General features: G+C 62.0%; 11 protein-coding genes. All 11 read right to left on the reverse strand.

Annotation, left to right across the window (positions count from 1 at the left end; genetic code table 11):
* Positions 1–83 precede the first annotated feature (83 nt).
* The 11 genes from ACM530_RS09070 to ACM530_RS09120 all read right to left on the reverse strand — a co-directional run bounded on the left by ACM530_RS09070 (position 84) and on the right by ACM530_RS09120 (position 13,840).
* Positions 84–1,517, reverse strand: a complete 1,434-nt coding sequence (locus ACM530_RS09070; RefSeq protein WP_416364632.1) for an efflux transporter outer membrane subunit — start codon at positions 1,515–1,517, stop codon at positions 84–86.
* Complete coding sequence (locus ACM530_RS09075; RefSeq protein WP_106577311.1) at positions 1,514–2,572, reverse strand: HlyD family secretion protein; 1,059 nt, start codon at positions 2,570–2,572, stop codon at positions 1,514–1,516. Before ACM530_RS09075 ends, ACM530_RS09070 begins: the two co-directional genes overlap by 4 nt.
* 15 nt (positions 2,573–2,587) lie before the next feature.
* A complete protein-coding gene (locus ACM530_RS09080; RefSeq protein ID WP_262208238.1) occupies positions 2,588–4,123 on the reverse strand; it encodes an MFS transporter in 1,536 nt (511 codons plus the stop codon).
* 233 nt (positions 4,124–4,356) lie between these two features.
* Positions 4,357–5,277: a LysR family transcriptional regulator gene (locus ACM530_RS09085; RefSeq protein ID WP_416364633.1), complete on the reverse strand. Its 921-nt coding sequence runs from the start codon at positions 5,275–5,277 to the stop codon at positions 4,357–4,359.
* A gap of 52 nt (positions 5,278–5,329) precedes the next feature.
* Positions 5,330–5,959 (reverse strand): TonB family protein, encoded by a 630-nt coding sequence (locus ACM530_RS09090; RefSeq protein ID WP_416364634.1) that lies wholly within the window; start codon positions 5,957–5,959, stop codon positions 5,330–5,332.
* A 124-nt stretch (positions 5,960–6,083) separates the two neighbouring features.
* The gene (locus tag ACM530_RS09095) at positions 6,084–6,932 is read right to left on the reverse strand and encodes an ABC transporter permease (protein WP_242201692.1); all 849 of its coding nucleotides are present in this window, start codon (positions 6,930–6,932) and stop codon (positions 6,084–6,086) included.
* An 11-nt stretch (positions 6,933–6,943) separates the two neighbouring features.
* A complete protein-coding gene (locus ACM530_RS09100) occupies positions 6,944–7,795 on the reverse strand; it encodes an ABC transporter ATP-binding protein (protein WP_145159606.1) in 852 nt (283 codons plus the stop codon).
* A 26-nt stretch (positions 7,796–7,821) separates the two neighbouring features.
* The gene (locus ACM530_RS09105) at positions 7,822–8,715 is read right to left on the reverse strand and encodes a TauD/TfdA dioxygenase family protein (RefSeq protein ID WP_416364635.1); all 894 of its coding nucleotides are present in this window, start codon (positions 8,713–8,715) and stop codon (positions 7,822–7,824) included.
* A gap of 214 nt (positions 8,716–8,929) precedes the next feature.
* The gene (locus ACM530_RS09110; RefSeq protein ID WP_106577304.1) at positions 8,930–10,294 is read right to left on the reverse strand and encodes an HlyD family type I secretion periplasmic adaptor subunit; all 1,365 of its coding nucleotides are present in this window, start codon (positions 10,292–10,294) and stop codon (positions 8,930–8,932) included.
* Entirely contained in the window at positions 10,284–12,440 is a 2,157-nt protein-coding gene (locus tag ACM530_RS09115) for a type I secretion system permease/ATPase (RefSeq protein WP_119738405.1), read from the reverse strand. The genes ACM530_RS09110 and ACM530_RS09115 overlap by 11 nt, the downstream gene beginning before the upstream one ends.
* Positions 12,441–12,481: 41 nt before the next feature.
* The gene (locus ACM530_RS09120; protein ID WP_145159602.1) at positions 12,482–13,840 is read right to left on the reverse strand and encodes a TolC family outer membrane protein; all 1,359 of its coding nucleotides are present in this window, start codon (positions 13,838–13,840) and stop codon (positions 12,482–12,484) included.
* Positions 13,841–13,907 lie beyond the last annotated feature (67 nt).

Raw genomic sequence — 13,907 nt, forward strand, 5'->3', positions numbered from 1 at the left:
CCGCGATAGCGGCAGTTCAGTCAACGTGATGTTGAGTGATATGCCCTCATCGCGGGCAAGCCCGCTCCCACAGGGTGTTGTGTTTAGCCTGCGGGATAAACAGACTGCCAACCGCCACCCAACGCCTTGTACAACCCGACCATGGCCAGCGATACGCCGGTGGAGCTTTCAACCCATTGCTCTTGCGTTGCCAGTAGCGCGCTTTGCACGGTCAGCACGTTGACGAAATCCACCACGCCTTCGACGTACTGCTGTTGCGCAGTGCTCAACGCGATCTGGTTCTGGCGCACCGCTTCGGCGAGGCTGTCGCGGCGCAGTTGGCTGGCGTTGTAGCGGGTCAGTTGGTCGTCGATTTCATGCCAGGCGCGCAGCACGGTTTGCTGGTAGGCCAGCGCGGCTTCCTGTTGCTGCGCTTCACGCAGGTTCAACATGCCTTGCAGGCGCCCGCCGTTGAACAGCGGCAAGCTGAATTGCGGGCCGAAGGCGAACGCACGCGAGCCCCATGAGCCGAAATCCGACAGCTGCAAGGCCTGGGAGCCCAGGCTGCCGGACAGGGTGATGCGCGGGTAGAAGTCACCCTTGGCCACGCCGATAGTGGCGGTGGCCGCGTGCAGGCGTGCTTCGGCCTGGCGGATGTCGGGGCGACGTTCAGCCAGCTCCGACGGCAAGCCGATGGCGACCTGGCGCTGGGTTTGCGGCACGGCGGCGTCCTTGGACAACTGCGCATGCAGGGCTTGTGGCGGCTCGCCCATCAACAGGCTCAGGGCGTTGATCAATTGGTCCTGGCGCTGCTGCAAATCCGGCAGGCGCGCTTCGATGGCGGCCACTTGGGCAGCCGCTTCGGCCACGTCCAGGTCGGTCGCCACACCGTCGGCCAGGCGCAGTTGCGAGAGTTTGAGGCTATGACGCGCGACGTCGAGGTTTTGCTCGGTGACGGCGCGGGTGTTCTGCACACCGCGCAACTGGATGTAGTCCTGGGCGGTTTCGGCGAGCACCGACAGCAGCACGGCGCGGCGGTCGTCTTCGGCCACTTGCAGGGTGGCGTCGGCGGCTTCGGTTTCACGTTTTACGCGGCCCCAGAAGTCCAATTCCCAGGCGGCGGAGAAGCCCATGTCCCATTGGTTGAACGCCGAACGGCCATTCTCGCCGGACGGATCACTCAAGCCCTTAGCGCTGTTGCGCTCACGCTGATAACCACCGGTGGCGTTGACGTTGGGATAACGCTCGGCGGTGGTCACCTGGCGCACGGCGCGGCTTTGTTGCAGGCGGCTGCTGGCCAGTTTCAGGTCGAGGTTATCGGTGAGCGCACGGCGTGTGAGGGCCGAGAGTTGCGCATCGTGGAACACGTCCCACCAACGCTCCTGCAAAGGCTCGGTGACGGCGCGGCTGGCGGCTTGGCGCCCTTGGGGCTCGCCCCATTGGGTGATGTGCGGGCCTTGCGGCCGCTGGAAATCCGGGCCAACGGTACAGGCACTGAGGCTGATGAGGCTCAAGGTGAGCCAGGCAAATGGCTTCATTGCTGGGCCACCTCACGCGGCTGCGCGACAGGCTGGGTGTCGACGCTGGCCTCCACCGACATGCCGACACGCAAGCGCTCGGTTAGTGGCTGATTGGGTTCGAGCACGATTTTCACCGGAATGCGTTGCACCACCTTGGTGAAATTGCCGGTGGCGTTGTCGGGTTTGACCGAGGCGAACGTCACGCCCGTGGCGGGTGCAAGGCTTTCCAGATGACCCTTGAGCAGTTCGCCGTCGAGGCTGTCGACGCGCACCTGCACGGCTTGGCCGGCGTGCATGTGCCACAACTGGGTTTCCTGAAAGTTGGCCACCACATAGGCCTCAGCCAAGGGCACCACGGCGAGGATCTTGCTGCCCGGCGTCACATAGGCGCCCACCCGTACCGCGCGCTCACCGACCATGCCGTCCACCGGCGCGACGATGCGCGTGTAAGAGAGCTGATAGCTGGCCATTTCGAGCGCTGCCTGGGCACGTTTGAGCCCACCTTCGGCGGCATCGCGCTGGGCGGTGAGGATTTCCACCTGCTTGCGTTCTGCCGCGAGCACCGCCGTGGCATTGGCCAGGCGCGCGGTGGCCTGGTCGATGCGGGTCTTGGCTTGCTGGGCGTTCTGCACGGTGCCCGCGCCTACGCCGGCGAGGTGGTTGTAGCGGTTCAGTTCGTGTTCGGCAAAAGCCACTTCGGCACGGTCCGCCGCTACGGTGGCCTGGGCCTGGGCGATCACCGAGCTTTGGCGTTCGAGGGTCGCGGTGGCGTTTTTCAGTTGGGCCTGGGCGACGAGCGTGTCGGCATCGGCCGCCTGGGCGGCGGCGCGAAAATCGCGGTCATCGATCAACGCCAACAGCTGGCCGGCCTTCACGCGCTGGTTGTCTTCCACCAGCACCTCCTTGATAAAACCGGCCACGCGCGGCGCCACCAAGGTGAAGTCGGCGGCAACGAAGGCGTCGTTGGTGGTCTGGCGCTTGCTGCCCAACAGGCCGGGCGCAACCAGATAAACCAGTACACCGACGGCAAACACAGCAATAACGGCGACGGCAATTTTGTCTTTGCGTTTCATGAGAAATCCTTTTGGCTAGGTCGGTGCGCGCGGTGGAAAAATCCGCGTCGGCATCCAGAAAATCAGCAGAATCAGCGCCACCGCGACGGCGGCCATGACGTAATAAAGGTCCGAAGAAGTCAGCACCACGGCCTGCTCGTGCAGGCGGTGCGCCAGGCCCGGCGCGTCGCCGTCGGCCAGGGGCGAGTTGCCCAGGCGGTCCACCAACATGGTCGAGTGAAAGTGCAGACGCTGGGTGGTCAGCGTGTCCAGCACGGCGGTGGCGATCACGGCGGCCAGGCCTTTGACGGTGTTGAACCACGCCGAGGCGAACGGCCCGTCCATCGGTTGGATGCTGCCAGTGGAGAGCATCAGCAGCGGCAGCACGGCCATGGGCTGACCAAAGATTTGCAGCAGGTAGAGGCCGTAGAAATCGTCCCGGATCCACTCCGACGTCAGGTGCGAGCTGCCCACACAGCACAGCACCAGCATGCTCAAGCCAATCCCCAGGACCCAGCGGCAATCGACCCAGCGCAGGTTGCACAGCGCCGCCACCAACGGCAGCGCAATCAACTGCGGCAACGCCATCAGCAGCATCACCGGCGCAGTTTGCAGCGGCCGGTAACCCTGAACCTGGGCGAGGAAACTCGACGGGATGATGATGACCGACGTCAGCACCATCAGCACACCCGCCAGCACGATCAAGGCAAACGCCAGGTTGCGCAGGCCGAGCATCTGCAACTTGAAAAACGGAATCGGCTGCGACCATTCATTGATCAGAAACAGCACCAACAACAGCGTGCCGCCGCTGAGCAGAAAGGTGATCAGGCCGGACTCGAACCAGTCCAGGCGATTGCCCTGCAACAAGCCGATCACCAGCATGCAGATCGCCGGGAAGCCCAGCAGCACGCCGCGCCAGTTGAACTGCTTGAAGCGCTCCAGGCGCACCGGGTCTTGCGGCAAGCCGTAGGCCACGGCGGCCATCGCCAGCAGGCAGGGCGCGACGATCTGCCAAAACGCCCATTGCCAGCCGACGTATTCAGTCCACAGCGCCGCCAACGGCGTGCCCAGGCTTGGGCCGAACGTGGCGGTGAGTGCGTAACCCGCCAGGCCATACAGCTTGACGTTGGCCGGCAGGAAACGCAGCGCCACGGTCATCAGCATCGGCGGCAACGCGCCACCGGCCAGCCCTTGCACGGTGCGCAGCACCAGCAGGGTTTGGTAGTTCGGCGCAAACGGGCACAGGATGCCCAGCACGGTGAACACGCCGATGGCACACAGCGTGAAGCGGCGCAGGGAAAACGTCACCGAACACCAGGGCGCGAAGGCCATGGCCGCCACGGAGGTCGCCGTATAAGCCGCGACCAGCCAGGTGCCTTCGTCAAAACCGATGTACAGCGCACCACGGATATCGGCGAGGGCGACTTTGGTGACCATCTCGTTGAGACCGGACACCAGCACCGCCAGCAATACGCCGACCAAGCCAATGATGATGCGCGGGCCGAACACGGGCGGGTTGAGCGCAGTGGGTTTGGCTGCAGCCTGGAGGGCGGGGGCAGCGAGGGAGGTCATGAACAGGTAACTCGGGATTAGAAATACCCGAGCAGTTTAATCAGGCACACACATAACAAAAAGTTACTTGCCGGAAGCTTATAAGTGCGTCAGACGCAACTGTTGGGCCACCGCTTGACCCTGTGGGAGCCGGGCTTGCCCGCGATGCAAACACCTCGGTCTGCCTGCAAAAGTGCGGCGATGCTATCGCAGGCAAGCCAGCTCCCACATTTTGACCGCGCCAGAATCAACAATCAGGAAGGCTGCGCTTCCAGCCAGGTAGCGTGGCAACTTTCGCGCATGGTTTCGCGCAGCCACTTATGGGCTGGGTCTTTGTCGAAACGCGGGTGCCAGAACTGGGCCAGCATCAGCGTCGGCAAGGAGATCGGCAATTGGAATGCGCGCAGGGGCAGCTTCAGGCGATTGGCACTCAGCAGGGCTTCCTTGGGCACCGGCAGCAGCAGGTCGGAATCGGGCAGCATGAACATCGCGCCATGAAAGCCTGGGGCGATCATGGCCACGCGGCGCTCCAGGCCCAGGGCATTGAGCGCCGTGTCGATTGGCCCGCGGGCGATGCCGCGTCGCGAAATGCTGATGTGGGAGTAGCTGGCAAACCGCGCGGCGGTGATTTCTTCGTCGAACAGTGGGTGGTCCTCGCGCGCAAGGCCCACGAAGGTGGTGGAAAACAGGTTCTGCACCTTCACTTCGGGGCTGGACGGCATGGAATTACTCACCCGCAGGTCCAGCCGGCCTTCACGCAATGCCTCGTCATCGGTGTCGCCTTCGGGCACAAAACACAGCTCGCACAGCGGTGCCATGCGTTCCATGGTGTCGAACAGCCGACCGCCATACACGCCGATAAAGAAGTCATTGGCACGCACGCTGAAACGCCGGCGCAAGGTGCTGAGGTCAACCTGGTCTGCCGAGCGGAACAACAACGCCGCCTGCTCCACCACGTTGCGCACCTGGCCTTGCAACTGCAGCGCCTTGGGCGTTGGCACCAGACCACGCCCGGCGCGCACCAGGATCGGGTCGCCCACCGCTTCGCGAATACGCGTGAGGGTGCGGCTCATGGCGGCCGGGCTCAGGTTCATCCGCCGTGCGGCGCCGACCACACTGCCCTCGTCGAGCAAGGCGTCGAGGGCGACCAGCAGGTTCATGTCCGGTAGTTGCATGCCAAGCACTCGTGTTCAGTGGGGCGTGAAGCGCACGCAATCGTAGCAGGCTTTACAGGTAGCGCCTCAAGTTGCGCGGCAGGTACTGAGCATAAGTGGATTTGGGATGAGCCTGACACTTGCGCACGATATCCGGCAGGGATTGTTCCAGTTCATCGGCTCGGGCCAGGCTCTCGTTGTAGTCGCTTTTACCGGTGAACGCCGGAAACATCACCGCCACACGGGTAATAGCAAAGCTCTTCATGGCGATCAACGGGCGGGCGGGATGGTCACGGCGAAATTGGCTGACTTCTTCGCTCAACGCGCGGCAGGTTTGATAGGTAGTTTGCGTAAAAGACAGTTGAGTCGCTTCTTCCTTGCTTGCCGGTTCAGGCGTGAAAACCATATCGTTTTGCGCCTCAAGCACCGCTGGCTGATCGGCGTTTACCGCCCAGGCTTTGAACCGCCATTGACTGGCCGCCTCCACGGCAGCCGCGCCGAATGCAGGCTGGGTGGCACTGATCGCTTTGACATCGCTGACGGTTCCGTCGTTGTGAATATTCAGGCTGATGCGCGCATGCCCTTGGAGGTTGACCAGGTTTGCCGGGTAATGCGGCTTGGGCATGGACACCGCTTCAGGCTTGAATTGAGCAAACACCGACGTCGACAAAAATAAAGCCGCAGCCAAGACAAAAAACCGCATCGCCGTAAATCCTTCTACCGGGAATGCCTGACGTCAGGGCGACGTCAGGTTCGGCCGGGATTATCCGGGTCGAGCAGAGCAAAGGGCAATCATTCCTATTTGAAAGAGAAGGCTCCTACAGATATCAACGCTGCATGCCCCAGCGCTTCACCGTCAGCCGTTCAACGGTGTTGAACACCAGATTCTCGACCAGCAACCCGATCAGGATGACCACGGCCAAGCCGGCAAACACCTTGTCGGTGTACAGCTCATTGCGGTTCTGGAAGATGTACCAACCCAAACCGCCCTTGCCGCTGCTGGCGCCGAACACCAGCTCGGCGGCGATCAACGTGCGCCAGGCAAATGCCCAGCCGATTTTCAGCCCGGCAAGAATCGACGGCAGCGCCGCCGGGATCAGGATGAACAGCACAAAACGCATGCCCTTGAGGCCGTAGTTGCGGCCCGCCATGCGTAGCGTTTCAGACACGCCGAGAAACCCCGAATACGTGTTCAGCGCCAAGGCCCACAGCACCGAATGCACCAGCACGAAAATCAGGCTGTTCTGCCCCAGACCGAACCACAGCAGGGCCAGCGGCAGCAATGCAATGGCCGGCAGCGGGTTGAACATCGAGGTCAGTGTGCTCAGCAGGTCGCGGCCAAGCTGGGTCGAGACCGCCAGCGTGGTCAGGGCAAACGCCAGCACGATGCCAATCACGTAGCCCTTGATCAGCACCGCCAGCGAGATGCTCACTTTGCTCAACAACTCACCGCTGAGCAGGCCATCGAATAACGCTTGAGAGGTCTGCAAGAAGCTCGGCAGCAGCAGGTCATTGTTCTGGTAACGCGCGACTGCCTCCCAGAGGACCGCCAGCACGATCAGGATCAGGCCCTTGCGCAGCCAGCCTTGCTGCCACAAGCGTTGGCGCAGCGGCAGCTCGCGTTCAACGGGGACGCTGAGCAGCGGTTCGAGGTGTACTTCAAATTCCTGGCGCATAGGTCGGCCCCTCAGTAAGCGATGCGGATATCGGCGAAACCCAACTCACGTTCGGCCTCGGGCGCTTCATCGAACAGCAGGCGATGAATGCGCCGCGCCGACGCCTGGAATTCCACACCGCCAAGGCTGTGCAGATCGTATTGATGGCTGTGGATTTCCGCACGCACGCGCCCCGGGTGCGGCGACAGCAACAGGATGCGATTTCCCACCACCAAGGCTTCTTCGATGGAATGGGTGACGAACAACAGCGTGAAGCGCACCTCTTCCCAGAGCAGCAGCAGTTCTTCCTGCATCTTGCGTCGGGTCAAGGCGTCGAGGGCGGCGAAGGGTTCATCCATCAGCAGGATTTTTGGCTGCATGGCCAGGGCGCGAGCGATCGCCACACGGGCTTTCATGCCGCCGGACAAGGTGTGGGGGTAAGCATCGGCAAAAGCGCTGAGGCCGACTTTTTCGAGGTAGTACAGCGCACGCTCTTCGGCTTCGCGACGCTTCAAGGTTTTGGACGCCAGCAGCGGGAACATCACGTTCTGCTTGACGGTTTTCCACGGCGGCAACTGGTCGAATTCCTGGAACACCACGATGCGGTCCGGGCCGGGTTGTTCGACCTTTTGCCCGAGCAGGCGAATCTCGCCTTCGCAGGGTTTGATAAACCCGGCGATGGACTTGAGCAAGGTGGATTTGCCGCAGCCCGAAGGGCCGAGCAGCACGTAGCGATCAGCCGGGTCGATCTCGAAACTGACTTGATGGGTGGCCCGCACTACGCGCTCGGGGGTGCGGTATTCGAGGCTGACGTGGTCCACCGCCAACAGCGGCTGGGCGGTGTTCAGGTTGCTGGCCGCGTGGCCTTGCAGGGGCGCGTTCATTTCAACTCTCTTGCCGAGGATCAGGATTAGAAAGGCGCATCGCCCTGAATGGTGGTGCGAAACAGCTTGCGGCGCAGGTGGCTCGGGCAACCGGCGGCCAGGTGGATCAGCGAGCGGTTGTCCCAGAACACCAGGTCGTGGGGCTGCCACTGGTGGCGGTAGATGTTGTGCGCCAGCACGCTGTGGGCGTAGAGCTGGGCCAGCAGGTCGCGGCTTTCATCTTCAGGCAGGCCGACGATGCGGGTGGTGAAACCTTCACTGACGAACAGCGCCTTGCGGCCGTTTTCCGGATGAGTGCGCACGATCGGGTGCACCACTTCGGCCACTTGGGCCAGTTGCTCAGGCGTCAGGGTTGGCCGCCAGTTGCCTTCGAATTTGGTTTCGCTGTAGCGCGCGGTGTAGGAATGCGCGGCGCTGCGGCCCTCCACCGCTTTGCGTAGAGGCTCGGGCAGTTGGTCCCAGGCTTTGTGCATGTCGGCAAACAGTGTGTCGCCGCCTTCGGAGGGCAGCTCTTGGGCGTGCAGCATTGAGCCCAGGCTTGGCAGCTCTTTATAGGACAGGTCCGAGTGCCAAAACTTGCCCGCGTCACCCAGGCCGATGGATTGGCCGTTTTCGATGATGTTGGAGACGATCAGGATTTCCGGGTGGTTGGCCAGCAGGAACTGTTTGAGCACGTGGATCTGCAACACACCGAAGCGGCGGCTGAAGGCGATCTGTTGTTCGGGGGTGATGCGCTGGTCGCGGAACACCACGACGTGGTGATCCAGGTGCGCGCGGTGGATGCGTGCGAAGTCCTGGTCGTTAACCGGGCGAGACAAATCCAGGCCGACGATCTCGGCGCCAACGCTGCCGGGGAATGGGCGGATTTCGAAGGTTTGGGCGGTTGGGGTCGCTGTTGGAACAGTAGAGGTGGCGGACATGAGGGCACTCCCGGTCGGACAGGGGAGTGACTTTATAGATATAAGAACGGGCGATTAAATACCGTTAGTGAATATCGATATGCATTAGGGTGGGGGTCTGTGGTGAAGCTGATGGCGCCATCGCAGGCAAGCCAGCTCCCACATTTGAATGTGTTCACAAATCAAAATGTGGGAGCTGGCTTGCCTGCGATGAGGCCCTGGCAGGCGATAGAGATTACCGCTCGTGCAACGCCTCGGCCCGCGCCTTGATGATCGGTTTGAGCAGGTAGCTCAGGATGCTTTTCTTGCCCGTGATGATGTCCACCGAGGCGACCATGCCGGGGATGATCAGCAGCGGCTTCTCATCGGTGCCCAAATGGCTGCGGTCGGTGCGCAAGGTGATCATGTAGTAGGTGGTTTTCTTGTCTTCGTCGGTGATGGTGTCAGCACCGATGCGTTCGAGCTTGGCCTTCAGCCCGCCATAAATGGTGTAGTCATAGGCGGTGAATTTGACGATCGCTTCTTGCCCAGGGTGCAGGAACGCGATGTCTTGCGGGCGGATCTTGGCTTCCACCAGCAGGGTGTCGTTAAGCGGCACGATTTCGACCATGTCGCTGCCCGGCTGGATCACGCCACCGACGGTGTTGACCAGCAGCTGCTTGACGATACCGCGCACCGGCGAGGTGACCAGCGTGCGGCTGACGCGGTCTTCGAGGGCGCGGCCGGTGGATTCGGCCTTGTTCAGCTCGGTGCGCGCTTCGTTGAGTTGGGTCAGCGCTTCACTGCGGAATTTGCCCCGGGTTTCGTCGATCTTGCGCTGCACTTCCTTGATCGCCGACTCCGCACGGGGAATCGCCAGGGTGGTGGCGTCCAACTGGCCGCGGGTTTCCATCTCGGCGCGTTTGAGGCGCAGCACTTCCACCGGCGACACCGCACCCTGGGCCACCAACGGCTCGGACATGTTGATTTCCTGACGCTGCAGGGACAACTGGCTGCGGTACTGGCCTTGCTTGGAGGTGAACTCGCGCAGTTCCTGTTGACGCTGCACCAGTTGCTCCTGCAAACCGCCGACTTCGTCTTTCAACTGCTGACGGCGGCTTTCATACAGCGAGCGCTCGTTGGCCGCCTGGCTTGGTGCGGCCTTGAGCACGTCGTCGGGAATGTTCAGCGGGCGGTCGTCCACTTGCGCGCTCAGGCGCTCGACGCGCAGTTGCATGGCCAGGCGCAAGGCTTCGGTTTCGCCGGCGTTGGAGACAAACCGCGTGTCGTCGAGGCGAATCAGCGGCGCGCCGGCTTCGACGATCTGGCCTTCCTTGACGAACAGCTCGGAGACGATGCCGCCTTCCAGGTTCTGGATTTTTTGCAGTTTGGACGACGGAATCGCCTTGCCGTCGCCACGGGTGACTTCGTCGATGCTGGAGAAGCCCGCCCACACGACCAAAAATACGAAGAACGCAATGATTGCCCAAATGGTCAGGCGGATGACCCGCGGTGCATCTTCGATCAGCGCTTTGTTGACCTCAGGCAGCGGCTGGCCCTGCAACGAATCGGAGCCTTTGAAGTAGCGGCCGACCGCGCTTTTGATGGAGTTAAGCAACACTGATCTGCCCCTTTTTCAACGCTTCCATAACCACGGCTTTCGGGCCGTCCGCGAGGATCTGCCCACGGTCGACCACCAGCAGGCGGTCCACCAGCGAGAGCAGTGAGGCACGGTGCGTGACCAGCACCACGGTCTTGTTTTGCACCACGGCTTGCAGGCGTTGTTTCAAGCGTTCTTCACCGGTGTTGTCCATGGCGCTGGTGGGTTCGTCCAGCAGCAGGATGGGCGGGTTGAGCAACAGCGCACGGGCCAGGGCGACGTTCTGGCGCTGGCCGCCGGACAGGTTCTGCCCACGCTCGCCAACTTGCAGTTCATAGCCTTGCGGGTGCAGGCGCGCGAATTCGTGCACGCCGGCCAGTTCGGCGGCTTGCAGGACCATTTCGTCTTCGACATAACGCGCACCCGAGACCAGGTTGTCGCGCAGGGTGCCGGCCAGCAGCTGGATGTCTTGGGCGACGTAGCCGATGTTGTGGCGCAACTCGCTCACGTCGATCTGGCGCACGTCCACGCCGTCCACCAGCAAGGCGCCGGAGTCGGGCTGGTACAGGCCGACGATCAGTTTGGCCAGGGAGCTTTTGCCCGAGCCGCTGCGGCCGATGATGCCGATTTTTTCGCCGGGCTTGATCACCAGGTTGATGTTTTTCAGCGCGGCGTTCTGCTGGTTCGGGTAGGTGAAGTTCAGGCCACGGCACTCGATGGCACCTTGCAGGGTGCGGCGGCTCATCGGGCGTTCTTCGAAATTGCGCTCCTGGGGCAGCTCCATCATCTGGTCCACCGAGGTCATGGTGACCTTGGCTTGCTGGTAGCGGGTCAGCAGGCCCGACAACGAGGCCAGCGGGCTCAGCGCACGGCCACTGAGCATGTAGCAGGCAATCAGGCCGCCCATGCTGAGGTTGCCGTCGATGATCTGGTACACGCCGAACACGATCATGATCACGCCGGCCAGTTGCTGGATCAGCAGGGTCATGTTCATCGACAGGCCCGACAGCAACTTCACGCGCAGCTCCAGCCGGCTGAGGGTGCCGATGGTTTGTTCCCAGCCGTACTGACGCTCGCTCTCGGCGTTGTTGACCTTGACCGCGTCCAAACCTGCGAGGGTTTCGATCAGGCTCGACTGGCGCTCGGCAGCCAGGGCCATGGTCCGCTCCATGGTCGCTACCAACGGTTTTTGCAGGGCGTAGCCGATGCCCAGGGCAATCGGGAAAGCCAGTACCGGAATCCACACCAGGTGGCCGCCGAGGATGGCGATCACCAGGAAAATCAGCAGGGTGAACGGCAGGTCGATCAGGCTGGTGAGGGTCAGCGACGCGAGGAAATCGCGCAGGCTTTGAAACTCATGGATGTTCTGCGCGAAGCTGCCGACCCGTGCCGGGCGGTACTTCATGGACATGCCGACAATGCGCTCGAACAGCGTGGCCGAGATGATCAGGTCGGTCTTTTTGCCGGCCAGGTCCAGGCACAGGCTGCGCAGGCTCTTGAGCACCAGGTCGAACAGGTACGCGCCGCCGATGCCCACGGCCAACACCCACAAGGTGGACGTGGCCTGGTTGGGCACTACTCGATCGTAGACGTTCATCACAAACAGCGGCGCCGCCATGGCGATGATGTTGATCAGGAAGCTGGCGGCGATGGCGTCGGTGTAGAGCCAGCGCGAACGCTTGAGGGTGTCGCGAAACCACGAGCGCGCTCGCGGGATCAGGGTGCCATGGTTGACGTCGAATTTGTGCTGCGGCTGGGCGAAGAAAACTTTGCCGATGTAATCGTCGACCAACAGCTCACGCTTGATCAGCACTTCACCGCCGTCGCTTTCGCTGAGCAGAATGCGGGCTTCGTCTTCGCCTTGCCAACCCACCAGCACGGTACTGCGACCGTCCTTGAGCAACAGCAGCGCCGGCAGTGCGATGGTCGGAATCTGTTCCAGCTTGCGTTGCAGCACCCGCCCTTGCAGGCCGGCACGTGCGGCTGCGCGCGGCAGCAACTCGGCACTCAGGCGCTGCGAAGGCAGCGGCAGGCCGGTGGTGAGCATGGCCGCGCTGGCCGGTTTTTGATGCAAGGCACAAAGTGCCAACAACCCGTCCAGTAACGGGTCGTCGTGCAGCGTGCGTGGATCATGACTGAGATGAACTCGACTGACTTCGGATTCCACGCGCTGCACTCTCGACTAACAGATGGGGCTATAGGGGTGACTCAATTCATCCCAGGCAGTTGGACTTTTGGCTTCACGTCGTTCTGTACGACGGAGGCCATCGGTGCGACCACGCCCTGGCTTTTGAGCAATTCGCCCATGGTCGCCTTGATTCGATATTGAGTAAATAACTGAATGTTCTTGATCTCTTCCAGACGACGCGAAGCGGTGAACAATTCGTTCTCGCTGTCGAGCAAGTCGAGCAGGGTACGTTGGCCCAGGCTGAACTGCTGCTGGTAAGAGGTGCGCACGCGGGTGCTGTGATCCACGTATTGCTGGGCTACCGGCAATTGCGCGTTGGCATTGTTCAAGGCGTTCCAGGCCAGGCCCAGTTCTTCGTTGAGTTGGCGCAGGGCGTTGTTGCGGATATCCAGTGCCTGGTTGGCCTGGTAGGACTTCGATTGCAGGTCAGCCTTGTTGCTGCCACCGGCGAACAGGTTGAAGCGCATGCGCACCATGGCTTCCCAACCGTTGCTGTGGCCGGCATCGCCGCCGACGTTGTTGTCGGCATTAGTGCCCAGCTCTGCATCAAAGTGCGGGTAGAAGGTGGACTTGGCAGCTTCGTACTGACTTTCGGCGGCGGAAATATCCGACTCGGCCGAACGCAGGACCGGGCTGTTGTCGAGCATCTGGCGGCGTGCTTCGTTGAAGTCAGCCGGCAGCATGGCCACGAACGGCGCCGGGCGCTCGAGCTGGTCGGGCATCTGGCCGACGGCGCTGAGGTAATTGACCTGGGAGTCGGCCAGGTTGGTCTGCTCGGTGATCAGGTTGTTGCGGGCCTGGGCCAGACGCGCTTCGGCCTGGTCCTGGTCGGCACCGTTACCGACGCCGCGCTGGGTGCGCAGCTTGATCTGGTCGTAAATGCGTTCGTGGTTGCGCAGGTTTTCTTCAGCCAGGCGCACGAACTCACGGCGTGTCAGCACATCCAGGTACACCTGGGCGACAGTCAACCCGGTGCGCTCGGAAGTACCCAGCAAGGAGTAAGCGCGGGAATTGACGTTGGCTTGTTGGCGCCCGACTTCGCTGGAGGTGGCGAAACCGTCAAAAATCATCTGCTGCAGACGCAGGCTCGATTCGCCGCGGTTGTGGGTGTCCCACTGGTTGCCGTTCGGGCCGCTGGCGGCGCGCGTGTTGGAATCGTCGGTGCCTTCACGACCATAACCGGCGTTCAGGTCTACGCGAGGCAAGTAACCACCTTGTGCAGCGCGTAAATCGTAATCAGCGGCGATACGGCTATTCACGCCGGCTTGAATTTCCGGGTGCACGTCTAATGCCTGTTGCATGGCCTGGGGCAATGTTTGGGCTTGTACAAAACTGGCGGCGAGTACGAACGGTATTGCCTTGAACAGGTGCAAACGCATTTAAAAATTCCCCAGGACTTCTTGTCTCAAATCACAGCGATTGGCCTCGCTGAGTCGGATAATGGCT

It is taken from the genome of Pseudomonas sp. NFX183, assembly GCF_047943075.1.
Lineage (GTDB): Bacteria > Pseudomonadota > Gammaproteobacteria > Pseudomonadales > Pseudomonadaceae > Aquipseudomonas.